The sequence below is a fragment of the Flavobacterium sp. AED genome, from assembly GCF_000812945.1.
Taxonomy (GTDB): Bacteria; Bacteroidota; Bacteroidia; order Flavobacteriales; family Flavobacteriaceae; genus Flavobacterium.
Genome location: NZ_JSYM01000007.1, coordinates 47197 through 73893 on the forward strand (window position 1 = coordinate 47197; position 26697 = coordinate 73893).

At 34.4% G+C, this 26697-nt stretch carries 30 protein-coding genes; 25 read left to right on the plus strand and 5 right to left on the minus strand.

The annotated features are described in order from the left end of the window. Positions 1-8: 8 nt before the first annotated feature. Positions 9-818: a DUF2490 domain-containing protein gene (locus tag OA85_RS16305; protein WP_039110903.1), complete on the minus strand. Its 810-nt coding sequence runs from the start codon at positions 816-818 to the stop codon at positions 9-11. Between the two features lie 133 nt (positions 819-951). After that, complete coding sequence (locus OA85_RS16310; protein ID WP_039110904.1) at positions 952-1983, minus strand: hypothetical protein; 1032 nt, start codon at positions 1981-1983, stop codon at positions 952-954. 232 nt (positions 1984-2215) lie between these two features. On the opposite strand from OA85_RS16310, the gene OA85_RS16315 reads away from it, so the two are divergent. From OA85_RS16315 to OA85_RS16325, 3 genes are read left to right on the plus strand one after another with little or no spacing between them, the layout of a single operon-like run. Continuing rightward, positions 2216-2737: an RNA polymerase sigma factor gene (locus OA85_RS16315; protein WP_039110905.1), complete on the plus strand. Its 522-nt coding sequence runs from the start codon at positions 2216-2218 to the stop codon at positions 2735-2737. A gap of 45 nt (positions 2738-2782) precedes the next feature. Continuing rightward, positions 2783-3682: a FecR family protein gene (locus tag OA85_RS16320; protein WP_039110906.1), complete on the plus strand. Its 900-nt coding sequence runs from the start codon at positions 2783-2785 to the stop codon at positions 3680-3682. Next, positions 3683-6229 carry a carboxypeptidase-like regulatory domain-containing protein gene (locus tag OA85_RS16325; protein ID WP_039110907.1) on the plus strand — a complete coding sequence of 849 codons (2547 nt, stop codon included), beginning with the start codon at positions 3683-3685 and terminating at the stop codon, positions 6227-6229. A 358-nt stretch (positions 6230-6587) separates the two neighbouring features. Here OA85_RS16325 and OA85_RS16330 read toward each other — a convergent pair whose 3' ends face one another. Beyond that, the gene (locus OA85_RS16330; protein WP_039110908.1) at positions 6588-8258 is read right to left on the minus strand and encodes an AraC family transcriptional regulator; all 1671 of its coding nucleotides are present in this window, start codon (positions 8256-8258) and stop codon (positions 6588-6590) included. A 351-nt stretch (positions 8259-8609) separates the two neighbouring features. Here OA85_RS16330 and OA85_RS16335 point away from each other — a divergent pair, with 351 nt between their 5' ends. The 22 genes from OA85_RS16335 to OA85_RS17800 all read left to right on the plus strand — a co-directional run bounded on the left by OA85_RS16335 (position 8610) and on the right by OA85_RS17800 (position 25208). After that, positions 8610-9347 carry a hypothetical protein gene (locus OA85_RS16335; protein ID WP_039110909.1) on the plus strand — a complete coding sequence of 246 codons (738 nt, stop codon included), beginning with the start codon at positions 8610-8612 and terminating at the stop codon, positions 9345-9347. Between the two features lie 325 nt (positions 9348-9672). Further along, positions 9673-10533: an AraC family transcriptional regulator gene (locus OA85_RS17130; protein WP_156129482.1), complete on the plus strand. Its 861-nt coding sequence runs from the start codon at positions 9673-9675 to the stop codon at positions 10531-10533. Positions 10534-10643: 110 nt separating this feature from the next. Then, complete coding sequence (locus OA85_RS16345; RefSeq protein WP_039110910.1) at positions 10644-11849, plus strand: hypothetical protein; 1206 nt, start codon at positions 10644-10646, stop codon at positions 11847-11849. A gap of 136 nt (positions 11850-11985) precedes the next feature. Beyond that, the gene (locus OA85_RS17435; RefSeq protein WP_156129484.1) at positions 11986-12156 is read left to right on the plus strand and encodes a hypothetical protein; all 171 of its coding nucleotides are present in this window, start codon (positions 11986-11988) and stop codon (positions 12154-12156) included. Positions 12157-12219: 63 nt separating this feature from the next. Continuing rightward, complete coding sequence (locus OA85_RS16350; protein ID WP_231557121.1) at positions 12220-12660, plus strand: hypothetical protein; 441 nt, start codon at positions 12220-12222, stop codon at positions 12658-12660. Between the two features lie 176 nt (positions 12661-12836). Then, the gene (locus OA85_RS16355; protein ID WP_231557123.1) at positions 12837-13130 is read left to right on the plus strand and encodes a DUF4134 domain-containing protein; all 294 of its coding nucleotides are present in this window, start codon (positions 12837-12839) and stop codon (positions 13128-13130) included. A 13-nt stretch (positions 13131-13143) separates the two neighbouring features. Beyond that, complete coding sequence (locus tag OA85_RS16360) at positions 13144-13461, plus strand: DUF4133 domain-containing protein (protein WP_039110913.1); 318 nt, start codon at positions 13144-13146, stop codon at positions 13459-13461. Between the two features lie 39 nt (positions 13462-13500). Next, positions 13501-15969 (plus strand): TraG family conjugative transposon ATPase, encoded by a 2469-nt coding sequence (locus tag OA85_RS16365; protein ID WP_039110914.1) that lies wholly within the window; start codon positions 13501-13503, stop codon positions 15967-15969. Positions 15970-16028: 59 nt separating this feature from the next. Then, positions 16029-16721, plus strand: coding sequence for a conjugal transfer protein TraI (locus tag OA85_RS16370; RefSeq protein ID WP_039110915.1), 693 nt, complete (start codon positions 16029-16031; stop codon positions 16719-16721). Positions 16722-16733: 12 nt separating this feature from the next. Beyond that, positions 16734-17363, plus strand: a complete 630-nt coding sequence (locus OA85_RS16375; protein WP_039110916.1) for a hypothetical protein — start codon at positions 16734-16736, stop codon at positions 17361-17363. Continuing rightward, entirely contained in the window at positions 17360-17995 is a 636-nt protein-coding gene (locus OA85_RS16380) for a hypothetical protein (protein WP_039110917.1), read from the plus strand. The genes OA85_RS16375 and OA85_RS16380 overlap by 4 nt, the downstream gene beginning before the upstream one ends. A gap of 12 nt (positions 17996-18007) precedes the next feature. Continuing rightward, positions 18008-19204 (plus strand): conjugative transposon protein TraJ, encoded by a 1197-nt coding sequence (gene traJ / locus OA85_RS16385; protein WP_039110918.1) that lies wholly within the window; start codon positions 18008-18010, stop codon positions 19202-19204. Between the two features lie 31 nt (positions 19205-19235). Further along, positions 19236-19844 (plus strand): conjugative transposon protein TraK, encoded by a 609-nt coding sequence (gene traK / locus OA85_RS16390; protein ID WP_255350544.1) that lies wholly within the window; start codon positions 19236-19238, stop codon positions 19842-19844. Between the two features lie 14 nt (positions 19845-19858). After that, the gene (locus OA85_RS16395; protein ID WP_039110920.1) at positions 19859-20356 is read left to right on the plus strand and encodes a hypothetical protein; all 498 of its coding nucleotides are present in this window, start codon (positions 19859-19861) and stop codon (positions 20354-20356) included. Positions 20357-20387: 31 nt separating this feature from the next. Continuing rightward, positions 20388-21656 (plus strand): conjugative transposon protein TraM, encoded by a 1269-nt coding sequence (traM, locus tag OA85_RS16400; RefSeq protein ID WP_369699891.1) that lies wholly within the window; start codon positions 20388-20390, stop codon positions 21654-21656. An 18-nt stretch (positions 21657-21674) separates the two neighbouring features. Beyond that, a complete protein-coding gene (gene traN, locus OA85_RS16405; RefSeq protein ID WP_039110922.1) occupies positions 21675-22520 on the plus strand; it encodes a conjugative transposon protein TraN in 846 nt (281 codons plus the stop codon). A 27-nt stretch (positions 22521-22547) separates the two neighbouring features. Then, positions 22548-23351 (plus strand): hypothetical protein, encoded by an 804-nt coding sequence (locus OA85_RS16410; RefSeq protein WP_039110923.1) that lies wholly within the window; start codon positions 22548-22550, stop codon positions 23349-23351. Between the two features lie 51 nt (positions 23352-23402). Next, positions 23403-23687, plus strand: coding sequence for a hypothetical protein (locus tag OA85_RS17670; protein ID WP_082014185.1), 285 nt, complete (start codon positions 23403-23405; stop codon positions 23685-23687). Positions 23688-23834: 147 nt separating this feature from the next. Next, on the plus strand, positions 23835-24002 hold the full coding sequence (locus OA85_RS16415) for a hypothetical protein (RefSeq protein ID WP_156129486.1): 168 nt from the start codon (positions 23835-23837) through the stop codon (positions 24000-24002). 402 nt (positions 24003-24404) lie between these two features. Beyond that, entirely contained in the window at positions 24405-24665 is a 261-nt protein-coding gene (locus OA85_RS17790) for a relaxase/mobilization nuclease domain-containing protein (protein ID WP_369699892.1), read from the plus strand. A gap of 121 nt (positions 24666-24786) precedes the next feature. Beyond that, complete coding sequence (locus OA85_RS17795) at positions 24787-24966, plus strand: hypothetical protein (protein ID WP_369699893.1); 180 nt, start codon at positions 24787-24789, stop codon at positions 24964-24966. Beyond that, positions 24966-25208: a hypothetical protein gene (locus OA85_RS17800; protein WP_369699894.1), complete on the plus strand. Its 243-nt coding sequence runs from the start codon at positions 24966-24968 to the stop codon at positions 25206-25208. Before OA85_RS17795 ends, OA85_RS17800 begins: the two co-directional genes overlap by 1 nt. Positions 25209-25491: 283 nt before the next feature. Here OA85_RS17800 and OA85_RS17255 read toward each other — a convergent pair whose 3' ends face one another. After that, positions 25492-25713, minus strand: coding sequence for an RHS repeat domain-containing protein (locus tag OA85_RS17255; protein ID WP_231557122.1), 222 nt, complete (start codon positions 25711-25713; stop codon positions 25492-25494). A 300-nt stretch (positions 25714-26013) separates the two neighbouring features. Further along, positions 26014-26697: a DUF4276 family protein gene (locus OA85_RS16425; protein ID WP_039110925.1), complete on the minus strand. Its 684-nt coding sequence runs from the start codon at positions 26695-26697 to the stop codon at positions 26014-26016.

A 26697-nucleotide genomic window follows, 5' to 3' on the forward strand; every position in this document is an offset into this window, starting at 1 on the left:
TCTGTATTTTATAGGTTTGAATCCTCATTTGCTTTTGTTGTTTTTACTTTTTGACTTCTTTTTATAAAGTCAAAATTGAATGTTGCAGTTAATCCTAATACATTATAATTATTAAACGGACGAACAATTCTTCCACTAACAGGATTCTCCACATTAATTTTATGATAGTCATCTGAAAAAAGATTGAATTCTCGTTGCATCATACCATACAACGACACAGATAAGTTTTTGGTAATCTTAGAATTTAGATTTAATGATAATCGGCCTCGATGAAATCCATCAGGAGTTTGTTCAACAGCGAAATTGTCATTTTGGTCATAATATTTAATCGGGTTTCCTCCAATATTATAATACAAAGAGTATGAAATTGACGGTCGCAATCGCAAAAAGTCGAAGCGCTTTTTAGTTGTAAGCTTTGTAATATAAAGAATGCGATACTTGTAGTGAGTCTCTTTGGAAGAATGTAACTCACCTTGTACAGAATTTGACCAGACCAATATATCGGCTACTGGAACTTTATAAGTTGATCGGATTGTCAATCGATTAGCTCCATCTGAGGGAGAAAATCCTCCTATTATAACGCCACTGGATACTGAAAATCTCCTAGTAAAATCATAACCAATACCTAGTGATGATTGGTTGAATTCGCTTGCAAAGCCGTTACTGATATTATAGGACCGAAGATGGCCAATATTCACGTCCATTTTTTTTGAAAGGGACAGATTAAGTTGCACAGAATTCCAGTTTTTTAAATCATTCTGGGCATAACAAGAACTTATCGTAATGATAAGTAAAGCTAAAATTGATGCTTTTTTCATTTTTTTTTGGTTAAGTAATAAATAATTAGGGGCTTATAATTGATATTTTTTGAGAAATAATTTTTATAAATACATTTATGAAAATCGGTTCCCACAATTTAAGTAACTGATTAAGGTTTGTATTTGGTTATAATTAGTTCTTAGTAAAATAAAGATAATCAGTGTCTCCATTGCTACTGCTTTCGTTTTTCAGTCTAACGTTAGTAGTTGTATATTCCGTAATATTCCAATCGTCCTCTAATTCATCTAGTTTGCTATCATCAAATTTTAACAACAATACATCTTGACCACTATTTACAAAAGTTGACCAAGTTCCGCCAATAGTACTTGTTCCCTTTACAGCCAAAACAGTTCCATTAGAATTGAAAGAAAAATTATAACCATTGTAATTTGAAGTTTCATCAATAGTGTTAAATAAGTAAGAAACATGCCATGTTCCATCTGTCAAAATCGAAGTGAAATTCGGATTTCCTCCATTACCGGAATTAGTATTACAATCTTTTATACTATCTTCAATACTGTTTTCAAAATCAGAGTTGTTTCTAATTACAACATTTTGACCATTCAGGTTCGTAATAGAAACTGGATAGTTGATAGAAATAAACACATTACTGTCCATATTTTCTAAAAAGTTATATAAGTCTTTATCGTTTTGAACAGTATTAGTATTTGCAATTTGATTATTTGCATTATAAATATTAATCTTTATTGGGTAATTTATATGTATACAGTCAATTTCATCAAACCCATCATCTTCATCACAATGATCAATAATCTCCTTTAATTGATTTGAATTAGTAATCATTTGCGTATTGAAATTTTGATACTGAATTGTTATTGGATATATAAAGTTTACTATATCATCATCATTTGAAAAAGCATCTAATGCAGCTTGAACTGTTGTATAATCATTTTGGCTAGATATTGTAATTTGCTTTCCATTTACAATAACAATAACTGGTAGCTGAACATTAAAGCAACTAGAATTATCCAAAACGTTATCTTGAGAAGTAGCGTTTTGGGACACCCTAGAAATCAAATTCGTAAGAGGAGATACGGCCGTTAAGTTTTGAGTGGTATCTTGAATAATCAATATATCCTCATTTTGACAAGAAATAAAGACTATTGCCGTAAAACTCATTAATAAATATTTAATTGTTTTCATATGTAGCTACTATTTGTTTTTTAATGGGATATGGAATTGATGACTTTCGTATTGTTTTTTTGTGTCATCGAACTCCGTTTCGTGTTTCTTCATCGGTATTTGTATCGAGTTTCTATTATCATATTTCATATAAAAAAACTAGCGGTTTAATAATAAAACAGTTTACAGTAACATTACCCTACTAAAATTTAAAAATAAATTTACCTTTGTAAGGTAAAAAATTACGAAATAAATGACAATAAATTCATTATCAGAAACTTGCGATAAAATTATATTTTCAACCTTTTTCAAAAGTCATGCAAAGTCACTTCGCAATTTTCTGTTTTATAAGTATGGAAATAAAGATCAAGCTGACGATTTAACGCAGGAAGCTTTTATTAAACTCTGGCAAAACTGTGCTGCGGTCCCCATTGAAAAAGCGAAATCCTATATCTATATAATTGCCAATAATAATTCTCTTAACGAAATTGCGCATCAAAAAGTAGTTTTGGAATATGAAAAGAATTTTGCCGGTTTTGATAAAACAAATGAAAACCCGGAATTTATACTCGAAGAAAAACAATTCAAAAGCAAGCTCTTAAAATCAATTGAAAATTTAAATGAAACACAACGAGTTGCATTTTTGATGCACCGCATTGATGGTAAGAAATATAACGAAATTGCAGAAGAATTAAATATAAGTGTTAAAGCAGTTGAAAAGCGAATACATTTGGCTTTAGTCCAACTAAGAAAAGAAATTGATAGTATAAAGTAGGGTAAATTTGTTTTTACTTGTTTTAAACATAATAAGATTAATACAATGGAAGAGAATCACATTTTAGCAAAGTGGCTAAACAACGATTTGACAGAAGCCGAATTAGCTGAATTTAAAGCTAATCCTGATTATGAAAAATACGAAAAAATTAAAAACTATACAGCTCATTTAGAGGCGCCGGATTTTAATGAAGAGAAGATTTTAGAAAATACGATTAGTCATAAAAAGAATGCGCCTAAAGTTATTCCTTTATTCAAAAAATGGCTGTTTAAAGCAGCTGCTGTTTTAGTTATCGGGCTAGGAATTACATTTATGGTGCAAAATTTTGCGTCACAAACCCAATATGCGCCTAATGGTAAAAGAACCACTTTTTTGTTACCTGATAATTCCGAAGTAGTTTTGAATGCTGGTTCAGAAATTGAATATAAAAAATGGAATTGGAACAATAAAAGAAATCTTAAATTACAAGGTGAAGCTTATTTTAAAGTAGCAAAAGGCAAAAAATTTGAAGTTGCAACTGATCTTGGAAAGGTTGCTGTCCTTGGCACTCAATTTAATGTAAAAGTAAGAAAAAGTCGTTTTGATGTAACTTGTTTTGAAGGAAGGGTAAAAGTAAATTACAAAGAAAAAGAGGTAATTTTAACCCACGGGCAAAGTGTTACTTTTGAAAATGGAAAGCAGATAAATACAACCATTAATGCTTCTAAACCAGAATGGCTAGAAAATGCAATTACTTTTAATAAAGAAAATTTACCCAACCTGTTAGATGAAATTCAAAGGCAGTACAACATTTCTATTGAAGTGAAAGCAAAATATTCTGACGAACTATTTACTGGTAAAATTCCTATTGACAATCTTGATGTTGCTCTCCGAATTATTGCAACAACCTATCATTTAGAACCGAATAAAATTGCTCCAAACAAAATAATTTTTGAAGGAAAATAAATGTTTTTTAATAAGCGTATTTATATCTTATTTTTTTGCTTTGTTTTTGCCGTGAGTATAACAGCTCAAGACAGAAGCAAAGCAATTCCATTAAAAGATATTCTGCAATCCATAGAAAAACAACATCACGTTTATTTTAATTATATTGATAATGAAATAGTTGTTTTTAAAATTGTACCTCCAAAAAAATCTTTGTCCTTGAACAAGAAGATTAATTATCTTCAAAAAAAAACCAATCTATTCTTTGAAAATATAGACAATAAATCCATTACTATTTTTAGCAATAATGCATTAGATACAAAAAATATATGTGGATATGTATTTTCGAAAGAAGATAATTCTCCACTGGAAAATGTGAATATTAGGTTTGAAAATGGTGTTGGTACCTCAACCAATAAAAAAGGATATTTTGAACTAAAAAAAGAAAACTTAACTGATTTGTTAGTTAGTTGTATTGGATTTACCACTAAAAAAATTTCTGTATCTGATTTACAAAATAAAAATTCCCAAAAAATTTATATTGAAGTTGAAGTTTCTAAACTAAATAATATAATAACTAATCATTTTTTAACCCCTGGAATTTCAAAAAAAAATGATGGGACATTTGAAATAAAACCAAAGAGACTCGGAATTTTACCCGGTTTAATTGAATCCGATGTTTTACAAACCATGTTGCAAATTCCCGGTATTTATAGTACAGATGAAAGCATTTCGAGTATTAATGTGAGAGGTGGCACCCATGATCAAAATTTATTTTTGTGGAATGGAATAAAAATGTATCAAACTGGACATTTCTTCGGATTAATTTCAGCGTTCAATCCTAATTTAGCCCATACTATCTCTATAACTAAAAACGGAAGTTCAGCTTTTTTTGGAGAAAGTGTATCGAGTGTTGTGGATATTTCCTCTAATCCCAATAAATTTGAAAAAAACAGTTTTGGTGCAGGAATAAATATGATTAATGCAGATATTTATTCAAAGTTTAATATCACTAAAAAAGGTTTCTTGGAAATTTCCGGAAGAAAATCTATAGCCGATCTAGTAAAAACACCTACCTATGAAGAATATTATAATAAGGCTTTTCAAAACACAAGTATCACTAATTTTTCCAATAATCAAAATGTTGATTATACAAGTGACGAGAAATTTAATTTTTACGACATTACGGTTAAATATTTTCAAAATATTGGACGAAAAGATCATCTTATTTTAGATTTTATAACTATAAATGACCAACTTAAAGTTTTTCAAAGCACTCGAATTAATACTATAATTCAGTCGGAAAATAATATTTTATACCAAAAAAATTACGGAGGCAATCTTTCATGGAAACGAAACTGGAATGCAAAAAACAGCAGTAATATCAATGTTTACAGTTCGTTCTATGAACTTGATGCAAAAAAAAATAAAATACAGGATAACCAAACTGTAAAGCAGGAAAACAAAGTGTTAGACAATGGTTTTAAACTTGAGAATAGTCATATAATCAATTCAAAATTTACTTTTAATAATGGATATCAATTAAACGAAATTGGCACTATAAATTTAGATGAAGTAAATAGCCCAATATATTACAGAAGAATTAAAGAAGTTCTGCGAACTCATGCGCTCATAGTTGAAGGAAAATTTAACGATACTTTATCCAAAATATATTTTAATACAGGATTGCGATTAAATTATATAGAGAAATTTAAAAAATTCCTTTTTGAACCAAGATTACAGTTTAATTATGCTATTACCAAACATTTTAATTTAGAAGTATTAGGTGAATTCAAAAGTCAAAATTGTTATCAGATTATTGATCTGCAGAAAGATTATTTTGGAATAGAAAAAAGACGATGGATATTGGCAAACAACACTACGATGCCTATTCAAAAAAGTAAACAAGCATCAATTAGTTTATCTTATATCAAAAATAATTGGTTATTTACTTTGGAAAATTTTTATAAAAAAGTAACTGGAATTAATAGCTCAAGCCAAGGATTTCAAAACCAATTAGAATTTGTAAAAACTAATGGTGATTATGAAGTCTTAGGAGTTGAAGTGCTAGTTCAAAAAAAAATAAATCATTTCATTACTTGGTTGAGTTATACTTATAACAATAATAATTATCACTTTCCGGATTTAGAGCAACCTGTGTTTTCAAACAACTTTAAATTAGATCAAATTATCTCTTGGGCTGGAATCTATGAAAGAAAAAATCTAAAAATAGCATTGGGTTCAAAATGGTATTCTGGAAAACCCGAGACAACTCCTATGAGTTCAGCAATAAATTACAGTAATTCCTCAAATCCAAAAATTGATTATAATACCCCTAATAATAAAGTTCTGGATGATTTTTTTCAAGTTAATTTTTCTACAACATACAAATGGGAAAGCTTGAATGAAATTCAATATAAACTGGGTTTCTCTTTATTGAATGTATTTAATCGGAAAAATGAAATTAATGAATATTATAGAATAAATACGATTACAAATTCTATTGAAGATGTAAAAATTTTTTCACTTCGACGAACTCCAAATTTAAGTTTTAGAATAACTTATTAAACCATTTTCATAACATTTAATAAATTCATTAGTTAACAATCGGTATAAATAAATGTAAATTAGTTTTAAAAAAAAAGCTCTGTCTGCAAGTGCATTTCAGGGCTTTAAAACAAAAAATAAAAAATGTACTATACTTTAACTGACATTAATTCATCATAATTTTATAATCATCGCCCAGAAAGTAACATATTTTATTAATTTGGTTTTTACCAGGAAAAGCCTTTGTAGAACAACACGAAAACATCACTCGTTTAGGAATTCGTTAAAATGTAAATCTCAATAAAGACACTGTCCTGAAAAGTGTTTAAGTTAATATTTAAATAATCCAATACTAGAGATTCCAATTTTCAATTATAATTTATTGCTCTTTTAAAAGCTCCTCAATAAAATATGATGTTGGCATCTTGGCTCTGGAAAAAAAAGCAGTAGCAAAACGTTGTGTGCTACTAAACCCAACTTCTTCTGCTAGTGCTTTATTTGTATAATTTCTCAACATCTTATCTTCTTTCAATAAGACAATCAAATAATCCACTTTTAGGTCATTGAGATAATCTACAAATTTTTTATCTCGGTAATGGGATATTATTTTTGAAATATACCTTGTGTTTGAATCAAAGGCTACTGCAAGCTTTGTCAGAGTCAAATCTTTTTCCAGAAATTTTTTATCCTTTTCAAATTTCTCCAATTGCTTTAAGACCGCTGCTACCGTGTCTTGATTTATGTCTTCAATACCATTGGCAATGTTTTTGGATTCAACTTTAGTAATAGCTTCACTTTTTTTCATCAATTCATCGAATCTTTGTTTATAGACTCTCTTGTTTCTAATATGTCTATAGATTAGAAATAATACAGATAAGAATAAAAAGACTATTACACCTGTAAAAATGAAATCGTTATACTTTCTTTTAGCTAGTAAGTTTTCGATTTTTTTCTTCTGTGTAAGCAGTTCTTTAGTGTCGTATTCTTTGTGGATTCTTCCAGATACATACCTGTATCTGCTATTTAGGACACTATCCACTTTAAGTAGTTTTTCAATATAATACAGTTGACGATCCGGATTGCTTTTGGATTTAAAGTAGCTGATTAATAATTCATAATTATTGCGAAGATCAGGACGAATGTATCCTTTATCATTAAAAATGGCATCTACTTTTTTGAAATACAGTACCGCCATTTGGGGATTCTTAAGGTCCCAATAACTTTTTCCAATATAAAAATACCCAACAGCTTCATTTGCAAAATCCTTGTTTTTAAGTATGTTTGGTAGCGAATAGGTTATTTTTTTAATCGCTACGGCATAATTGCCTCGAAAATACTGATTAACTCCTTCCGAGTAATTGAAGTACCCCTCCATTTCATCATTATTGAGTCTTCGCCCTTCTGCAATGCCCATCTCGTTTGTGTCTGTACATAACCCATAATTGCCAATGCGATTATAACACAAACCAAGTGAATGAAGAGAATTTAAATAACCTCTGGAATCTTCTTTTTCAAAATAACCAATGCATTCCCTAAACAAAGAAATCGCCTCATCATAAAACCCAAGATAGTATTTAATGTGTGCAATATTGTATTTCGTCTTATAGATCAAATACTTGTCATTGGTTTGGGAAATATAATTATTTGCGATAAGATAATTATCTAAAGCATAGTTATGCTTTTTCTGGGCATAGTATACGATTCCCTTTGACAGATAGGCTGAGCCTATCAAAGCATTGTCCCTCGATTTCTTCGCTGTATAGATCATACTGTCAGCATACACCAGCTTTAAATTTTCTGGTGAGCGACGTAAATAATTTTTATAACCATTTACGATCTCCTGCGAATTTTTTTCTGATTTAGCTTTCGATAAAAAGGATTGAAGGTAAAGTGTCTCTTTAACAGGATCATTTTCTGATTCCTTTATCCGTTCAAAGAGATAATCATAATCCTTATTTCGAATCGTGTCAGGAATTTTAAAATGGATTTCCTGCGCGCAAATTTGATCTCCCCAGCAAAGGAAGAGTAAAAACAGATACTTTTTAATCATAGGTCAAATTAAAATGAGGGACAATTTCTTCGGAAAAACCTTTTTTGGAGCCAAGTAATCGGCTTATTAAAGAGCCTTAGGATATTTTGCTAGAAATTACCTCAAATATAACATAAACAATTAATAATGAGCGAATTTTTGTCAGAAAACAGGGTATGGATTTTCAGAAAATCCATACCATAAATTATGAAAATCCATACACAATGTGTTGCGGGGTTGAAATTCGACTTCTAGATTTGCCTCGAATTCAAAAGCAAAAACATTTAGCATCGTGCTAAATTAAAGTTCTGCTTACCCGGGTGAAATGAACTGACTATAAAAGTAGTCGGACACATTTAACACATTTCAATCATGAAAAACATTTCATTAGGATTAGTGATTTTACTATTACTAATCGTCTCTTGTACCACTGACTCTATTGATAATACTGAAAGTATTAATGGCGAGGTTAGCAGCAAGAAATCAGAAAAATCAGCACGTTTGGTGCAAAATTTGACCCCAGAAAACCCGGCAAACATATATGACCTTGCGGGTAAGTTACATAATGACATCCTTGATATTTATTTGGCAGGTAATTATCAGTACAATACAATTGCACAAATCAGCCAACAAGTCGAAGCCATCGCAGCTGAGAATAATGATTTAATGCTCTTAAACGTAGGAACAAATCTGCCCATTAATCTTGAAGTAATACAAGAAATCGTAAATAATCCTCAGGTCAAACTAGATGAGGCTATTGCAAACTCTACAATGACAAACACAGCAAAAGGAAGTCTTTCCAGTTTTATGAACGATGTACTTTTAGTGGAAAGCAATTCCTATGAGGAAATTTATCAATTCATAATTTCATATGAATCATCCGTGATGACTAATCCTCAATTTAATAACGAGGATAAGAGAATTATCCTCACCACTTCATCTATAGTCAGGTATTCAGTCTATTATGATCTGCCTCGTAAAGATGAAGATTGGGACTCCTCTGTTGGTCATCGTGTCGGAGGACTTAGTGGTGCCATCGATAATTCATCTACTGGGGTAATCAGGTCACTTGTAGCAGGGATTATGATAAATAATCTTGTAACGGAGTGATAATGCACCGCATCCTACTCATTGAAAAGGAAATAATATGCACGTTTAGCGTGTTTTTGATTCTCTTCAATCTCGTTAGTCTTTATTTCATCGTAGATCTATTATCCTACGATGAAATGATTGACTACCTCACAAATGGCGAGATAAAAAGTAGTAACCCACGGAAAATCGCCTACTTATTTTTTGTGAGTGGTATGTCAAATTTACTTTTTGTTTCAGTCTCATTGATGGCCGGATTACTTTCTAAGCAGTCTCTCAAGCCACTTAAACCAAAGTAAAGTTTATTTAACTGATTGCAATTATAATTCTATAAACGAGTATTGTTTTGGTAAGTAAAAATTCAAAATATCGTCATCTAGGTTTGCAAATCTGCATTTTTGAAAGCTTTACATCTAAAATAGCTTTTAGCGAGCTACTCATGCTGGATCGTTTTTCTATACTGATCGTAAATTCGGGTTCTTTATCTATACGAATAAATGATAGAGAAGTTACTGTCAACAAAAATGAGCTGTTAGTGGTTCCAATGCGAAGTTCATATGAAATTTTGATTATGAGCGACCAATTGCAAATTTGCCTGCTATCATTCACACCAGAGTTTGCTTTTGAGAATAGCATTAGGAGACCTCATATTGGATATTTTGAATTTTTTATTACCAAATTATCTTCCAAAATCTTTCTCAAGAATAAAGATGTGGTATTACTTACTGATCTGTTTAAATTACTTAATAGTAAAGTACTGCGTTCCAGTATCCATATTTTTAAAAATGAGACAATCCTTTTTAGTTTTAATCTGTTACTGTATGAATTAGCAGGAATGTATCACAGATCCTCTTGGTATATACCCGTAAAACACACAAAAAAGGAAAAACTGGTCATGCAATTTATTACGATTTTAGAAATGAATTGCAGAAAACAACATAGTGTAAAATTCTATGCAGATACTTTACTGGTTACGACAGACCACCTTAGTAAAACTGTCAAACAAGTTACCCAGAAAACTGCGAAACAATTTATTGAGCAGGCCATTGTTCTGGAAGCAAAAATTTTGCTTCAAAACAACCATTTAACCATTTTATATATTACAGAAGAATTGCAATTCAGCAATTCTTCTTTTTTTAGTACTTTTTTTAAAAGGCATACTTCCCTATCCCCTTCTGAATATCGTTTAAGATTAAATTTCCATTGAATACTATGTAATACATGTTTTGATCGGGTTAGAAATGTTCTATAAGCATTGATTTAGAGTACTGTCGATCTACGATCGAGAGAAAGATTTACTAAGTAAAAGTAAAAAACATGACTCAAACCTATCTTTTAGAGTGGCTGGATTCGGTGGTGACATCGACCCTTAATCCAAGAAAAAACGATGTTAATCAAATTACGTCAGTTCAGTCAAAAACGATTATTGAAAAAGCCACCCAAGAAACACAATTGATCCAGTCACAAATTACAATTCAGATTTTCTCTCTGACCAAAGAAAAGCAAATTAAGGTACTTGTTGGTAATTATCATTCGGCCTTAATAATCCTTTTGGATAATTTAATAGCAAATAATAATGCTATTAATCTTGAAACTGATGACCTCAAAGAGGTTACAGACACTTTACTTTCATGTCTGGACGAACTACTCACATTCGTTGAATCGAGATTCGACAACTTTTTAAGTCTGGATTCCAGAATGCCTGTTACCTACCTTGCCATTTCAAAAAAGAAAATAAAACAAAAGTTAGACAAACTAAAAAACAGTTTGATTTCTAATGCTCATGATGAAAAAGTTATTGATATTGTTTTTGATAACCTCTATTCTTTCGCCAACTCTAAAAAGAATAAAAAGGTCACTTTCCGGCAAGTGATGTACAGAAAGCAATTAATAAAAGAATTAGAATCTTTGAAAACACTAAAGAAAGAAGAAAATACCCCTTCTACATTAGAAGCCCTTTTGATTTATATGAACTTTAATAGCCGAACTTTTATCGGTTATTTTACACAGTCTATAACTGACAAAATCAGCACTTATGAAACTCCCATTGAAAAGATGGAGAACTTGTTGTTTTATATCAAAGAATTCAATCAGATCCACAGCAAAGATGGAGTGAACTTAAATCCACATCACCAAGATTTGAAAAAAGTTTTAAGCGATTGGTTCAAACAAGAAATTATTTTTCTTGAAAAACAACAGCATCTTTCCCTTACTCCATTGCAGAGTCTGAGCAAAAAACCATATAAAAGTACTTTGGTCAATAGAACCGAGGATAAAATTTTATGCAGATTATCAACCGATCAGACCGCACTTATCCTACGCGCTTCGAATGAGTTAAAAATTCTCATCTCGAAATCCATGAACCAGGTCTTCAAAACAATAGTCCCCTATTTGTCTACACCTAATAAAAGTATCCTTTCTTACGATTCCATGCGCAGCAAATCGTATGTGGCTGAAGAGCGGGATAAGGAATTGGCTATTGAAGCACTACAGCACATCATAAAAAAAATACAGTCGTATTAATGCCTTTCTAAATTAATGCACGATTCATTTATTTCCTATCAAATTCAAACTTGTTTGAAGAAACTAAATTGGCTATTCTCGTTGTTAAATAGAAGTTCTAAAATTTTATTTTGCTCTTTTTCAAAAAAAACACCCCTTGCTAGGTACCGATTTTTCTGAGAGTCCAAGGGGTCCAGCTTGGGGTTCAACAAAAAGTTGGACTTGTGACGATTTGTTGTCTATCGTTTCTTTGCCCTGTAATGATGAACATCCGGATTTGGAAAATTTTCCATTAAACGGATTTCAAAGAACTAATGTGGAACGATAAAATGAAGAAAGTATGTTTACAAACATTTCATGGGGCAATTATATAGTTGTAGTTGTCCTGCTGTTGGCAAGTTGGTATTTATTTGTTGGATTACGATTTTATTTTGATGACATCAAAGAAATCGTGACAGGAAAGCGGAAACTTCAATTCCGCACATTAGGAAACACAAATTACCAAGAACCTCAATCCGAATTAAATTATCTGGATTTTGAAATTACTACATCGGAATCGGAATCGGAACCTTCCGGATCGGATACTATTTTCCAGGAAGTAGATGCGCTGGTGAAACGATTAAAAAAGGTAATTACCGATGCGACTCAAAGAAAGCTGGTAAAACAGGAATTCGAGAATCATATGCGATTAGCTCTCACAGCATATCCTTTGTTAAGGGATTCTCCTTACCGCTCCTCGGTCGATGAATTGATTGTTTCTGAATGCCAAAAACAGGGATCTATCCTTTTGAGTCAGCAGGAGGTGGAAGCCTTATGGGATGAAAAAAGCTAATACAAGATTGCGGAGGAAATGCCCCTGTCCGTCTCATGCGGTATGGTTTTAGGTGACAGGAAAGAGGTATTGAGACAGTGGCGAAACCTCCGCTTTTTTATTTAATTATTTGAATTTTAAAATAATGTGTTATGAAAAAGTGTTCCTTGAATTTTAGAAAATTTACCCAACAAAAAATGGGTGCTGTCACTACCGTTTTGGTAGTGCTAAGCATTAGTTATCATGCCTATGCCCAAGACGGCGTTGCAGGAATTAATGAGGCCAATCAACTGGTGCGAAGCTACTTTGATGCAGGGACCGAACTAATGTATGCTGTTGGTGCCATATTGGGATTAATCGGTGCCGTCAAGGTATATCAAAAATGGAATGCGGGTGATCCTGATACCGGGAAAGTGGCTGCCGCCTGGTTTGGAAGTTGCGTTTTTCTGGTTGTTGTGGCCACGGTAATACAATCCTTCTTTGGTATTTAAACTCATAACAATCATGTCAAATAGTGTATATCAGATCAACAAAGGAATTAACCAAAGTATCGAATTTAAAGGGTTAAAAGCACAATACATATGGTATTTTGGTGGAGGTGTCATTGTTCTTATGATTCTGTTTGCTGCCATGTACATTGCAGGTTTGCCCTCAATAGTCTGCTTAGGAATTATTGGCGTTTCAGGGGCACTATGGGTTTTAAAAATATACAAGATGAGCCAGAAATACGGAGAACATGGTATGATGAAAGCTTTGGCAAAACGACAGGTTCCTAAAGCGATCAAGTTCCAAAGCAGGAAAATTTTCAAAATGCAAAAATAACATTTTGTTAAAATTACTAACAGGTAAATAAAAATGTAGATGGAAAAGATGATAGATGATATTTTACCGATTATGGATGTTGAGCATGATTGCATACTGTCCAAACAGGGTGACGTAACCGTAGTATTCAAGGCAGAGTTGCCTGAGATATTTACCTTGTCGGATCAGGAGTATGAAGCATTCCACCAAACTTGGCTGAAGGCAATAAAATTACTTCCTAAGTTCAGTGTATTCCATAAACAGGATTGGTTTATCGACAGCAAGTTTCAACCGGACTTTACCAATGAGGACAATAGTTTCCTGACCCGTAGTAGTGAGCGTTTTTTTAATGAACGTCCCTTTCTGGATCATTCGTGCTACATTTTCCTGACCAAAAAACCGGCAGGAAGAAAATCATCCAGTTCCTTATTTTCTAATTTACTCAGGAGTTCAATAGTTCCGGAAGAAACATTAAAAGCGCAACTACGTCAGGAATTTACTGACAGTACCGGACAATTTGCAAGAATCTTAGAAGACAGTGGTTTTGTAAAATTGAAACGCCTTGGAAATGATGAACTCCGAAGCCACAGCAGAAAGATTGGGATTATAGAACGGTACTGCTTTCTTTCTGAAAAAGAAAATTCGTTTGTTTTTAAGGATATCGCTTTCAATGATGGCCTACAGGTTGGCGACAAACATTGCCAAATTTATACACTGGGTGATGCAGCTGACTTGCCTGCACTTTGCGGTTCCAGAATTAACTATGACCGATATTCCACGGATAAGACCAAGTTTAGTATCGGTTTTGCCTCAACGCTGGGTCAATTGCTTTCCTGTAACCACATTTACAACCAGTATATTTTTATAGAGGATTTCCAAAAAACATTGCAGAAACTGGAAAGCAAAAGATTGCGATTACAGTCCTTGTCCGCTTATAGCAGAGAAAATCTGATTGCACGTGATGCCACTAATGATTTTCTTAATGAGGCTATTAGCCAGCAACGGTTACCTGTCAAGGCACATTTTAATGTATTGGTCTGGACTGACGATAAAGAAGAATTAAAAGACCTGAAGAATAAAGTTTCTTCCGCACTGGCGCAGATGGATGCGACCGCTAAACAGGAAACTGCAGGTGCTGCACAAATTTTTTGGGCGGGCATTCCAGGAAACTCGGCAGACTTTCCAATGAATGACACCTTTGATACGTTCGCAGAACAAGCCACCTGCTTTCTGAATTTAGAAACGGGTTACCGTTCTTCCCTTAGTCCAATTGGAATCCGACTAGGAGACCGTTTGACGGGAAAACCAGTTCATGTGGATATCAGTGATGAACCAGTTAAGATGGGGATTTGTACCAATCGAAACAAATTTATTCTGGGACCTTCGGGTAGCGGAAAATCCTTTTTCACCAATCATATGGTCAGAAGCTACTATGAGCAGGGAACACATATTGTTCTTGTTGATGTCGGCCACAGCTATAAAGGATTGTGCGATATGGTGGGTGGTTATTATTTCACTTATGATGAAAAAAATCCGATCCGGTTCAACCCATTCTATATCAGTGAGGGCGACACACTGGATACAGAGAAAAAAGAAAGTATCAAAACATTGCTACTGGCTTTATGGAAAAAGGACAATGAAACATTCAATAGAAGTGAATATGTGGCATTATCCAATGCGTTACAACTCTATTATGAAAAGCTCGACGCCAATCCCGATTTGTTTCCCTGCTTCAATACTTTTTACGATTTTCTGAAAGGCGATTTTGTGGAAATATTGGAAGGAGACAAGGTTAAGGAAAAGGATTTTGATGTGAACAATTTTCTTTATGTACTTCGCCCCTATTATCAGGGAGGTGAATTTGATTACCTGCTCAATGCTACCGAAAATCTGGAACTATTGAAAGAACGATTTATTGTATTTGAACTGGATAACATTAAAGATCATCCGATACTTTTTCCAGTCGTAACTATCATCATTATGGAGGTTTTCATCAGTAAGATGCGCAAGCTTAAAGGTGTCCGTAAAATGATTCTTATTGAAGAAGCCTGGAAAGCTATTGCTAAGGAAGGTATGGCAGAGTATATAAAATATTTATTTAAGACAGTACGAAAGTTCTTTGGCGAGGCAATAGTGGTTACACAAGAAGTGGAAGATATTATTTCTTCACCGGTAGTAAAACAGGCCATTATCAATAACAGCGACTGCAAGATACTGTTAGATCAAAGTAAGTATCAAAATAAATTCGAACAGATTCAGGAATTGTTAGGACTTACGGAAAAAGAAAAAGCATTGGTGCTTTCGGTAAACAAAGCCAATGATCCTGATAAAAAATACAAGGAAGTATTTATTTCCTTGGGTGGAATACAATCTAAAGTATATCGCACCGAAGTATCCCTTGAAGAATACCTCGCCTACACCACCGAAGAAACTGAAAAAGTAAAAGTGCAAGCTTACGCTAAAAAATTTGATGGCGACATCAAAAAAGGGATAGCGGCACTGGCTAATGATTTGCGGGCGCAAGCTTGAGTATGAAAGTTGAATAACATCGTAGAATAAATAAGAAACGCACACTAAAATACAGAATTATGAAAGCAAAGAAAAAAATGATGATTTGCCTGCTGTGCCTGTTACTCCTAAGCGCTCCTGCAAGACCGGCGGCAACCGTTGCGGCTTTTCCAATAATTGGATTGATTAAAGAGGCATTAACGAAAGTCATATTAGCAATTGATCTGCGAATCCAGAGGCTGCAAAACAAAACGATATGGTTGCAGAATGCCCAGAAGAAATTAGAGAATACGCTCTCCAAATTAAAACTGGATGAGATATCAAATTGGACCCAGAAGCAAAAAGACTTATACAAAAATTACTATGATGAACTGATGAAGGTCAAATCCATCATTACCTACTACCAGCGCATCAGGGACATCACCCAAAAGCAGGTACGTCTTGTGCATGAGTACGAAAGGACTTGGAGCCTATTTCAGCAAGACAATCATTTTAATATGGACGAATTGGTCTATATGAAAAAAGTATACTCAGGCATATTGAATGAAAGCATAAAAAACATTGATCAGATCTTTTTAATCCTTGATTCATTTAGCACACAGATGAGCGATGCCAAAAGACTTGAAATCATCAATGTCGCAGCGGATCATATTGATGCCAACTACGATGATCTTATGTTGTTCAATAGGCAAAATGTACTCTTAAGCCTGCAGAGAGCGAAAACGAAAAACGATGTGAATGCTGTAAAGAAGTTCTACGGAATTACCAATTAAAAATCTAAAGTCATGAAAAAAATAGTGCTGTTGCTGCTCTTTGCAGGATTCTTAAATGGAAATAGTTACGCACAGGCAAAACAAAGAGAAGCACTCCTGAAACAAATTGCCGCCCTGAAAATCTACATTGACTATGCTCAAAAAGGGTACTCCGTTGCTAAAAAAGGACTCAATACCATAGGAGATTTCAAACATGGCGAATTTAATCTTCACACCGATTATTTCAATTCGCTCAAAACAGTTAACCCGAAAATAAAAAAGTATGCAAGGGTAGCTGAAATTATTTTCCTTCAGGCAAAAATTATAAAAAGTTACGGTAGTATTTATCGGCAAGTTCAAGAGGATGATTTATTCCACGGGGATGAAGTGGATTATATCAAACGGGTATTCGATCGTCTAATTGAAAATTGTAACGACAATTTAGAGGAACTCATCACAATTGTAACAGACGGGCAGCTCGAAATGAAAGATGATGAGCGAATGAAACGAATCGATGCAATCTATGAGAACATGCTGGAAAACCACACTTTTTGTGAGAGTTTCAGTAATCAAACCAGATTGATGTCCCTCTCAAGGACTACCGATACTAAAGAGGTAAAAACTAGCCGTGCCTTGCGTGGCATTAACACTGATTTACCATGAAAAAAATACTAATTATAGGAATTGTGCTTGTTGGTTTGTTGTTACCGTTGAAAGTAACAGCCCAAGCACAGGAAATGCAGCAATTGATTTTAAACATAGAAAAGCTTGCCCAATTCAGGCAGATTCTCAAGGATATGAAAAAGGGCTATGAAATTCTTAATGGCGGTTATAATACAGTTAAAAAAATATCTCAGGGAAACTTTAGCCTTCATGAAACATTCCTTGATGCGCTCATTCAGGTAAGTCCAACGATTCGAAATTACAGACGTGTTGGTGATATCGCCAACTATCAGGTGCTTTTGGTAAAGGAATACAAGGCTGCATTTGATCGTTTCAGAAACAGTGGGAATTTCAATCCCGATGAGATTGCCTATCTCGAAAGGGTGTACAATAATCTTTTTAAGCAGAGCCTTAGAAATATTGACGAGCTCACCTCTGTCATTACCGCTAACAAAATGCGAATGTCCGATGATGAACGACTGGCATCCATTGACAAAATTTATGCTGATATGCAGGATAAGCTTTTGTTTCTGCGAAGCTTCAATAACAACACTTCAGTACTGGCGATACAGCGTGCAAAAGAGCGTAATGATGTGAATGCGATGCGTAGCATCTACAAGGTAAATAACTAAATACTCACTAACATGGTAAAGATAAATAAGGGGGCATTATTTGCTATCCTAGGAATCGCATTGCCTTTTACGAGCCAAGCACAAGGGATGGCAGATGATATGAATAGTCTGCATAGTGTATTGGAACAATTGTATGACGAGATGATGCCTTTATGTAACAACCTTTTGGGAGTTGGACAGGGAATCGCTGGCTTTGCGGCCATCTGGTATATTGCCTCCAGGGTTTGGAGGCATATCGCCAGTGCGGAACCGATAGACTTTTATCCCCTTTTCCGTCCTTTTGTTATCGGATTCTGCATTATGATTTTTCCTTCGGTTTTGTACATGATTAATGGCGTGATGAAACCTACCGTTATAGCAACTGCCGCAATGGTAGAGGGATCGAACAAAGCTATTGAAGTACTACTTCGACAAAAAGAAGATGCACTCAAGAGTACCGATCCCTGGAAGATGTATGTTGGTGCAGATGGAAGCGGTGACCGTGATAAATGGGATAAATACACGCATGACGATGCGAATCCTAGCACTGAAGGAGTATTTGCCAGCATTGGGAACGACATCAAATTTGCCATGTCCAAGGCTTCCTATAATTTTCGCAATTCAGTCAAGGAATGGATGAGTGAAGTATTACGGGTTCTTTTTGAAGCCGCCTCGCTTTGTATCGATACACTTCGGACTTTTCAATTGGTGGTGCTATCTATTTTAGGTCCACTCGTTTTTGGCATATCGGTTTTCGATGGTTTCCAACATACGCTGACCGTCTGGCTGGCACGCTATATTAATATTTACCTATGGCTGCCAGTGGCCAATATTTTTGGCAGTATCATCGGTAAGATTCAGGAGAAGATGCTAAAGATTGACATAGCACAGGCCAATGATTATGGGGATACCTTCTTTAGCAGGACGGATATCGCGTATCTGGTATTTATGATTATCGGTATCGTGGGCTATTTTACTGTTCCCTCAGTTGCTAATTACATTGTTCACGCAGGCGGCGGCGGAGCTTTAGGCCAAAAAGTGACCAGTATTTTCAGTAACTCCACAAATTCAGCGGTTAACACCGCATCTGCTGGTGCAGGAATGGTAGTGGATGCGATGGGCAATGCCGCTGGCCGCATGTCCCAAAGTATGTCTGGTTTAGGTACTTCGGCTCCTTACTTCAAGGATAAGGACAGCTACATGGGCGATAAGTTAAAAGGCAATTCATAATCCTTAAAAAGAGAATATCATGTTTAGCAAAATGAAAAATATTGACACCGCCTTTCGGTATGTTCGCGGCTTTACTATGTTAGTGATAGCTGGTTGTATCGTAATCTGCTGCTTCGCCCTTTACAAGAGTTTCAGTTTAGTATCACAAATGCAGAATAAGATCTATATACTGGCTAATGGAAAAGCGCTGGAAGCCTATGCTTCGGACAGGAAAGATAATATACCCGTTGAAGCACGAGATCATGTAAAGACCTTTCATAAGTTATTCTTTACCCTTGACCCGGACGATAAAGTAATCAAAAGTAACGTAACAAAGGCACTTTATCTTGCTGATGACAGTGCCAAACGGATATATGATGATTTAAAAGAAAATGGGTATTACGCTGGTATCATATCAGGTAATATCAGCCAGACCATACAGGTGGACAGCGTGACAATTGACATTAATACCTATCCCTATCAATTCCGGTGTTATGCTATCCAAAATATCACCAGAACGACCAGCATTGCATACCGAAACTTGATAACGGAAGGGAATCTTCGCAATGTATCTCGTAGTGATAACAATCCACATGGATTTTTGATCGAACGGTGGAACACAATCGAAAATCGTGATTTAAGTACCGAAAACAGAAAATAATAAAACTACAAATCATGAAATTCACCTTTAAAAAAAACAGTAAAAATTGTCCTGCTGAGGCAGATAGTTTCAGGAGTAGTTTATTACAAAGATTTGATGAAGCGAATCTTCGGTTACAATATAAGTGCGCCCACTGGTTAGAGCGTAAAACAGCATATTTATCACGTAAAAGTTGGATTACTATCCTATTCTGTTTTACAGTGTTTACCGGCGGTTATAGCATTTACCTGATTGTGAATAGCCTTTCAGGGAATACAACTAAAAACATAACTATAACTCCGATTACCAAACCAACCAATGCGGTACCATTTGAAGAAAAATCCATCCAGTTAAATACTGCCATTAGTAAAACCGAATTTGAAAAAATTGTGTGCTTTCGTAGGTACATAGATAGCCTCGGTCGCAGTCCTACAGGAAAAAAACTGTATGACAGTATTCTGCACTATCGCCCCAGACTTCTGGACAGTATCACCATAGTAGAACATTATTATTACTCACAATTTAAAAATTAATATCATGGAACAAAAAACAAAATCATTAAAAATGTTAAGACAACGCAAGCTGTTAGTTGTATTACCGCTACTAGTTCTCCCATTTATAACCGTTATGTTTTGGGCATTGGGTGGTGGAAAAATGGAGGCTGCAAATACACAAGCAGTAGAAAAAAAGGGTTTCAATATAAAGCTCCCCGACGCGAATCTGAAGGAAGGACTCCCATTGGATAAGATGAATTATTATGATCAGGCAACCCTTGACTCTATAAAGCTTGATGAACTCATCAAAAAAGACCCCAATTATTTGAGTCAATCTTTTCAGATAGATTCAACTGAAGATAGTAATGAGGTTACTTTTAGAAAAGGAAGTACGGGTTTAAATACATCGGTGTATCGTGATCCGAACGAAGAAAAAGTGCATCAAAAATTGGAAGCATTACAGAAGGTGATAAATACGCCAGTAGTATCTCCAGTACAAAATCGGGATTATACTAAATATACAAAATCAAATGAGACCTCAATGCATTCCAATGATGTTGACAAACTGGAACAAATGATGCAATCCATGAACGGTCAAAGTGGTGATCAGGATCCCGAATTACAACAGCTCAGCGGAATGCTCGAAAACATCCTTGATATTCAACATCCAGACAGGGTACAGGAAAAATTAAGAAAAGCCTCGGAACAGCAACGAGGACAGGTATTTGCCATCACTACTAAAACCAAGGAAGATAATATTTTTTCATTGCAAAGTACTTCGGTAAATACTACTGCCTTTGCTAGACAATCCGGACACAATGGATTTTATTCTTTGGATGAACTGGCAAGTCCTGACTACACACAAAATGCGGTGGAAGCTGTCATCCTTGAAACCCAGACTATTGTAAATGGTTCAACAGTTAAGTTGCGACTTTCTAATGATATTTTTATAAATGGAATAAAAATTCCAAAGGACAATTTTCTTTTTGGTACAGCTTCTCTAAAAGGAGAAAGACTGGCAATTAAGATAAACAGTCTAAGATACAACAACTCCCTATTTCCTGTTGACTTGTCCGTATATGATATAGATGGACTCAGTGGTATCTATATTCCAGGCGCAATCAACCGTGATGTGGCCAAAGTATCTGCTGACCGTTCTATGCAAACGCTCGGTGTTGCAAGCCTTGATGATTCTTGGGGAGCGCAGGCGGCGGGAGCTGGAATTGAGGCCGCTAAAAGTCTTCTGAGTAAAAAAGTAAAACTAGTCAAAGTGGTTGTAAAGGCCGGCTATATGGTACTGCTTCGTGATGAAAATCAGAAACAAAAAGATTCCAATTAAAAACTAAAAATTATAAATATGAAAAATTTTAATCTATTGGCGATGGGGTATCTATTACTTCTTACCATCAGTGCATTTGCACAACAAACAGACAAAAACCGTCTATCTAAAATTGACCCTGATTCTTTAACAATAGCCTATTCAAAAACGACCAATATCGTATTTCCTTATGCTATTAAAAGTGTTGACAGGGGAAGTCAGGATATACTAGTGCAGAAAGCGAAAGGTCTTGAAAATATGCTGATGATTAAGGCAGCCCAGAAAGGATTTTTTCAGACCAACCTTACTGTGGTCACCGCCGATGGTAAATTATATTCTTTCGTCCTAAACTATGATGAGAAATCGCCACAATTGAATCTCACCGTGAATAAGATCAAATCGGAAGGTCAGGAAATTCATTTTTCGTCTGAAACTGGAAACGAAGAGGATGTTCAAGAGTATTCCAAATTGGCTTTTTATGACAAGAAAAAGATACGAGGTGAAAAGGAAAATAACTATGATATTGATTTTCAACTTAACGGAATTTATATACGTGATGATGTTATGTATTACAGGATAAAAGTGACGAACAATTCTAAAATCAATTATGATGTTGACCAACTTCGCTTTTTTATTCGTGATACTAAAAAAGTGAAACGAACTGCTTCACAGGAAATCGAAATTACACCAATCTACATTCTAAATAATGTAGTTAAAATTGACGGGGAAGCGGAAAACACATTTGTATTTGCGCTTCCAAAATTTACGATTCCAGAGAAAAAATACCTTGCCATACAGCTAATGGAAAAAAATGGTGGCAGACATGTGGAATTGCATGTTAAAAATAAAAAGCTGATAAAGGTCACCGTATTGCCGAAACTATAAATTATTAATCATTTAAAGAATTTAGTCATGAACGAGAAAAATTTTGAATACTTAAAAGACCAGGTTAAGTACACCGGTTTCGGTGAAGGACTGGAAAGTGAATTAAAAGCAAAAATGCAAAAAGAGGAACCAAATTTCACTTTGAACCATAATGCACAATACGGTAATGATACCACTATGGCAACATTGAATTTTAAAAAATCAGATCAAAGCGATATGTATTTTTTTAATTCCTACAAGGTGGAATTGCAAAAGGAGAATTCCAAGGAAGCTCTGGAACAAACCTTTTATATCAATAAAGGCAGTAACATTACCATGAAAGAAGCTTTTAATCTTATGGAGGGAAGATCCGTAAACAAAGACCTTACCAATAAAGAAGGAGAAATATACAACGCTTGGGTGCAGATGGATTTTAAACAAGCCGATACTAACGGAAACTTTAAGTTAAACCAATACCATCAGAATTATGGTTATGATCTTGAGGCAACATTGGCTAAACATCCAATCAAGGAACTGGAAAATCCTAAGTATAAAGAGGATCTGATTGATTCCATGAAAAAAGGAAACCTGCAATCTGCTACTTTCTTAAAAGAAGGCAATGAGTTGAAACAATATATTGAAGCTAGTCCACAATTCAAAACTATCAATGTGTATGACGGTAATATGCAACGAATTGACAATCGTCATTCCAAAGAGGAAAAGCAGTCCGAAGTCGAAAAAGCTTCGGTTAAACAGGACAGCAAAAAGCAAAACCAGATTGCTGACGACGACGGCTCAGAAGTACCAAAGGAAGCTAAGAAAAGAAGGAAAAGCCAGTCTAATTCCATGTAGCAGAAAGGGTAATAAACAAAGTATGGGTATAAGTTGATAAACTAACATTTAATGGAAACACTAAAACCTTTATCCGATTTCTTTAAGGCGATAAAAAAAGATTATCGTATCAGCGTCACGCATATTGGTATCTATGCTTCGTTGCTTCAATTCAGGCTGGATAAGGGCTTTATTAATCCAATTCAAGTGTACAGTTATGAAATTATGGAGATAGCAATGATTTCTTCACCAAAAACATATCATAAATGTATGAATGAACTAAATGAGTATGGCTACATCAAGTATTTGCCAACCCGAAACAGAAACCAGAGGAGCACGATTTATTTCCATATATAAGCAATTGAATCAATCAAAGTAAAAATTAGTAAAGCCCGTTCGCGGGTATTTACTATACATAGCTTGAAAAAATCTAGACTAACCTCATCGATTTTGATATAACAAATGCAAAGACAATAAAGTTTAATGCATTTAAAAAATAAAAGTATGGAACAATATGTAAATACTAGAGAAGCAATGGTGATCTTAGGAATAAGAAGTCAAACCACAATCGGGAAATATGAAACAGATGGAAAGATTAAAGTATACAGACCCTTTAGTAATAGAAAAAGATATAAGGTCAGTGAATTATTAAAAATTCAATGTAAAAAATAGCGTAAACCCTATCGTCTGCACACAAATATTTTTGATAGTGGCGAAATGAGCATTACCCATGTAGAAAATAGAACAAGGGCAAAACAAGTTTTCGAAAATTTCTACTATTATTTTTTTTATTCTTCATGCAGGAAGAAAGTAGAACAATGTCAATCAGGTTGTAAAAAAGATGCACACACTGCAACAAATTCCTGAATTAAGGGAATGGATTATACGTTATGAAATAGAGAAACAAATCTTTAAAAATAAGATAGATTTGATTGAAAGACAACTTCTAGAATCACAGACAAATGGTTTCAATCATAAAAACAAGCCATTCAATCCGCAGTATTTTAAACTACAATGAGAACAAAGAGAAAGCTGGTATAGCGGAGTGTATACTACCCTGTTGATGTAGACAAGATGAGTGATGCCATAAAACTAAATCGCTTTGTCAAGCGACTGGAATTAAACGAAAATGCAAAGCGTAATAGCATCTATATTTCCCTCAATTTTGACCCATCAGAAAACCATTCGAAAGAAAAAATGATGGCTATTACCAATACCTATATGGAAAAAATCGGCTTCGGAAAACAACCCTATTTGGTGTATCAGCATTACGCCGCTGGACACCCACACCTGCACGTAGTCTCAATATATATATTGAGTCGGCAAACGAATTGACCTACACCATTTGGGCATAAGAAGATCAGAGCCCGCAAGAAAGGAAATTGAAGAATTATTTGGGCTAATGAAAGGATAAGGACGAAAAAATAAAGAGGAAATTAATTTACAGCCTATTTCAATGGGCAAAGTTTGCTATGGAAGGATTAAATCTAAGAAAGCGTTAACCAATGTTTCAAATAAAGTGCCGAATGAATACAAGTATTCGAGTCTTGCAGAACTTAATGTGGTGCTAAAACAGTGTAATGTTTTGGCTGACCGTGGCAGTGAAAATTCAAAAATATTTTTGGCAAAGGATTAATGTATCGAATATTAGACGAACAAGGTAAACCAATTGGTGTTCCAATCAAAGCGAGTGATTTTTACTTTAAGCCGACTTTGAAATTTTTAGAGAAAAAATTTATAGGCAATCAAATTAGAAGACCTCTTGACAAAACACGAGTAAAAAATGCCATTGATACGGCACTGTTAAGAGAGCAAGCCATGCCAATAACCGAACTAGCAAGACGATTGGAAAAGAGAAGGCATTCATACTGTGTTTAGAAGAAGCACTGAAGGGCAGCTTTATGGCAAAACATATATTGACCATCTAACAAGAAATGTTTATAATGGTAGCAGCTTGGGAAAAGCATACAGTGCAAAATCGATTGAAGAACGTTGCGGACTAAAGGTTGCTGGTGAAGAAAAAAGAAATCAGATACATGAAAAACTCCCTTCCAAAGAATCATTGATTGATGACCTTCAACTTCAAAAAGATACACTTACTATTCCTGATTTGGTGAAAGCATTGGATATACTTATGCAAGCTGAATATTCTCCCAACTATTTATCGAATCAATTGAAAACAAAAGAAATAAGAAAAAGAGAAGAAGGCTTTAACAAACCAATCTGGTGGTGCTGCCATCATTCCATCAGGGTCAATAAAATAAACTGGATTATTAAGAGCAAACGTATATGGATTAAATCTTCTTGATTTCTCCGCCAACGGGTCAATATTCATCCAACGCCACAAAGCAGGGTCATAATTACGTGCTCCATAGTTATACAACCCAAGCCCCAGATCGTCTTGCAGCTCTTTTCTGTTGTACTTATACTTATAGGGTTCTGTAAACCTTTTCTATAGTAGACAACCCCTTTATAAAAAATCTAAATTATAAGAAAGTCCGCTTACATTTTTCAATAATACGAAAGTAGATTTAGTTTAATTATTTTCCTAATAAAATAATCAGCTTATTTATCCCAAAAAAAAGCCCTCATTTCTGAGAGCTTATATTTATTTTGGATTAATGATCTATAATGAAAAAGGTTTTTACCCTTAAAATCTTCAGGTTTTCAATGTAGTTTATGTTTACGCAAGTATTTTTAATATGAGCGTTTCAACCCATACTCTGAATCTTGGACACTTTTCCATCATAGCTTCAATGCCAACCATAATTGAAATAGCATCTCCATCGATAACTTTTTCATACTTTTCACCTTGCTTGTCTAAAATTGCAATTATCCTTTTAGATGGTGCAGTAACAGGACTGTCATTAATATCTTCCGGAGTTTCATACCTAAGAGCAATTTCTTTTAACTCTCTAAGCACTCTTGAATTATCATATTGAAATTCAAAACCTTCATTAGAAGAGAAAAGTAATGCCTCAAATTCATGTAACTGAATATAAGGAATAAAATTTCTCGTATTAATTCCCTTAAGGGCTAAATCCTCTTTGAGTGCGTCCTCCAATATTACTACACCAACCTTTGAATTCGGCTGGTCTATTTTTGCCTCTTTATATTTTGGATAACTATGTCCCTCCACAATACCATAATAGTCAAAGAATGTAGTAACAATTTTTTCTTTATCAGCAAGATGGTTTCTAAGCTCCGGAAGTAATTTCGAATATTTGACAATACCGCCCCCAGAATGCTTGATAGGTGTAATCTCAATATATACATTCTCAACTTTAGATTGTATGTATGGCACTAAGATCGAATAAAAGACTCTAACTTCCGTTTGTCCTTCAACTATAATGTGTACTCTTTTCAT

Bases quoted from the DNA above. Each gene is read 5' to 3' on its own strand.
- OA85_RS16330 (WP_039110908.1), bottom strand. From the start codon at position 8,258: ATGATTAAAAAGTATCTGTTTTTACTCTTCCTTTGCTGGGGAGATCAA.
- OA85_RS16345 (WP_039110910.1), top strand. From the start codon at position 10,644: ATGACTCAAACCTATCTTTTAGAGTGGCTGGATTCGGTGGTGACATCG.
- OA85_RS17795 (WP_369699893.1), top strand. From the start codon at position 24,787: ATGGGCAAAGTTTGCTATGGAAGGATTAAATCTAAGAAAGCGTTAACC.
- traN (WP_039110922.1), top strand. From the start codon at position 21,675: ATGAAAAATTTTAATCTATTGGCGATGGGGTATCTATTACTTCTTACC.
- OA85_RS16325 (WP_039110907.1), top strand. From the start codon at position 3,683: ATGTTTTTTAATAAGCGTATTTATATCTTATTTTTTTGCTTTGTTTTT.
- OA85_RS17670 (WP_082014185.1), top strand. From the start codon at position 23,403: ATGGAAACACTAAAACCTTTATCCGATTTCTTTAAGGCGATAAAAAAA.
- OA85_RS16365 (WP_039110914.1), top strand. From the start codon at position 13,501: ATGGAAAAGATGATAGATGATATTTTACCGATTATGGATGTTGAGCAT.
- OA85_RS16425 (WP_039110925.1), bottom strand. From the start codon at position 26,697: ATGAAAAGAGTACACATTATAGTTGAAGGACAAACGGAAGTTAGAGTC.
- OA85_RS17790 (WP_369699892.1), top strand. From the start codon at position 24,405: ATGAGTGATGCCATAAAACTAAATCGCTTTGTCAAGCGACTGGAATTA.
- OA85_RS16375 (WP_039110916.1), top strand. From the start codon at position 16,734: ATGAAAAAAATAGTGCTGTTGCTGCTCTTTGCAGGATTCTTAAATGGA.
- OA85_RS16310 (WP_039110904.1), bottom strand. From the start codon at position 1,983: ATGAAAACAATTAAATATTTATTAATGAGTTTTACGGCAATAGTCTTT.
- OA85_RS16415 (WP_156129486.1), top strand. From the start codon at position 23,835: ATGGAACAATATGTAAATACTAGAGAAGCAATGGTGATCTTAGGAATA.
- OA85_RS16355 (WP_231557123.1), top strand. From the start codon at position 12,837: ATGGGTGCTGTCACTACCGTTTTGGTAGTGCTAAGCATTAGTTATCAT.
- traJ (WP_039110918.1), top strand. From the start codon at position 18,008: ATGGTAAAGATAAATAAGGGGGCATTATTTGCTATCCTAGGAATCGCA.
- OA85_RS16395 (WP_039110920.1), top strand. From the start codon at position 19,859: ATGAAATTCACCTTTAAAAAAAACAGTAAAAATTGTCCTGCTGAGGCA.
- OA85_RS17800 (WP_369699894.1), top strand. From the start codon at position 24,966: ATGTATCGAATATTAGACGAACAAGGTAAACCAATTGGTGTTCCAATC.
- OA85_RS16370 (WP_039110915.1), top strand. From the start codon at position 16,029: ATGAAAGCAAAGAAAAAAATGATGATTTGCCTGCTGTGCCTGTTACTC.
- OA85_RS16360 (WP_039110913.1), top strand. From the start codon at position 13,144: ATGTCAAATAGTGTATATCAGATCAACAAAGGAATTAACCAAAGTATC.
- OA85_RS16410 (WP_039110923.1), top strand. From the start codon at position 22,548: ATGAACGAGAAAAATTTTGAATACTTAAAAGACCAGGTTAAGTACACC.
- OA85_RS16380 (WP_039110917.1), top strand. From the start codon at position 17,360: ATGAAAAAAATACTAATTATAGGAATTGTGCTTGTTGGTTTGTTGTTA.
- traK (WP_255350544.1), top strand. From the start codon at position 19,236: ATGAAAAATATTGACACCGCCTTTCGGTATGTTCGCGGCTTTACTATG.
- OA85_RS16320 (WP_039110906.1), top strand. From the start codon at position 2,783: ATGGAAGAGAATCACATTTTAGCAAAGTGGCTAAACAACGATTTGACA.
- OA85_RS16315 (WP_039110905.1), top strand. From the start codon at position 2,216: ATGACAATAAATTCATTATCAGAAACTTGCGATAAAATTATATTTTCA.
- OA85_RS16305 (WP_039110903.1), bottom strand. From the start codon at position 818: ATGAAAAAAGCATCAATTTTAGCTTTACTTATCATTACGATAAGTTCT.
- traM (WP_369699891.1), top strand. From the start codon at position 20,388: ATGTTAAGACAACGCAAGCTGTTAGTTGTATTACCGCTACTAGTTCTC.
- OA85_RS16335 (WP_039110909.1), top strand. From the start codon at position 8,610: ATGAAAAACATTTCATTAGGATTAGTGATTTTACTATTACTAATCGTC.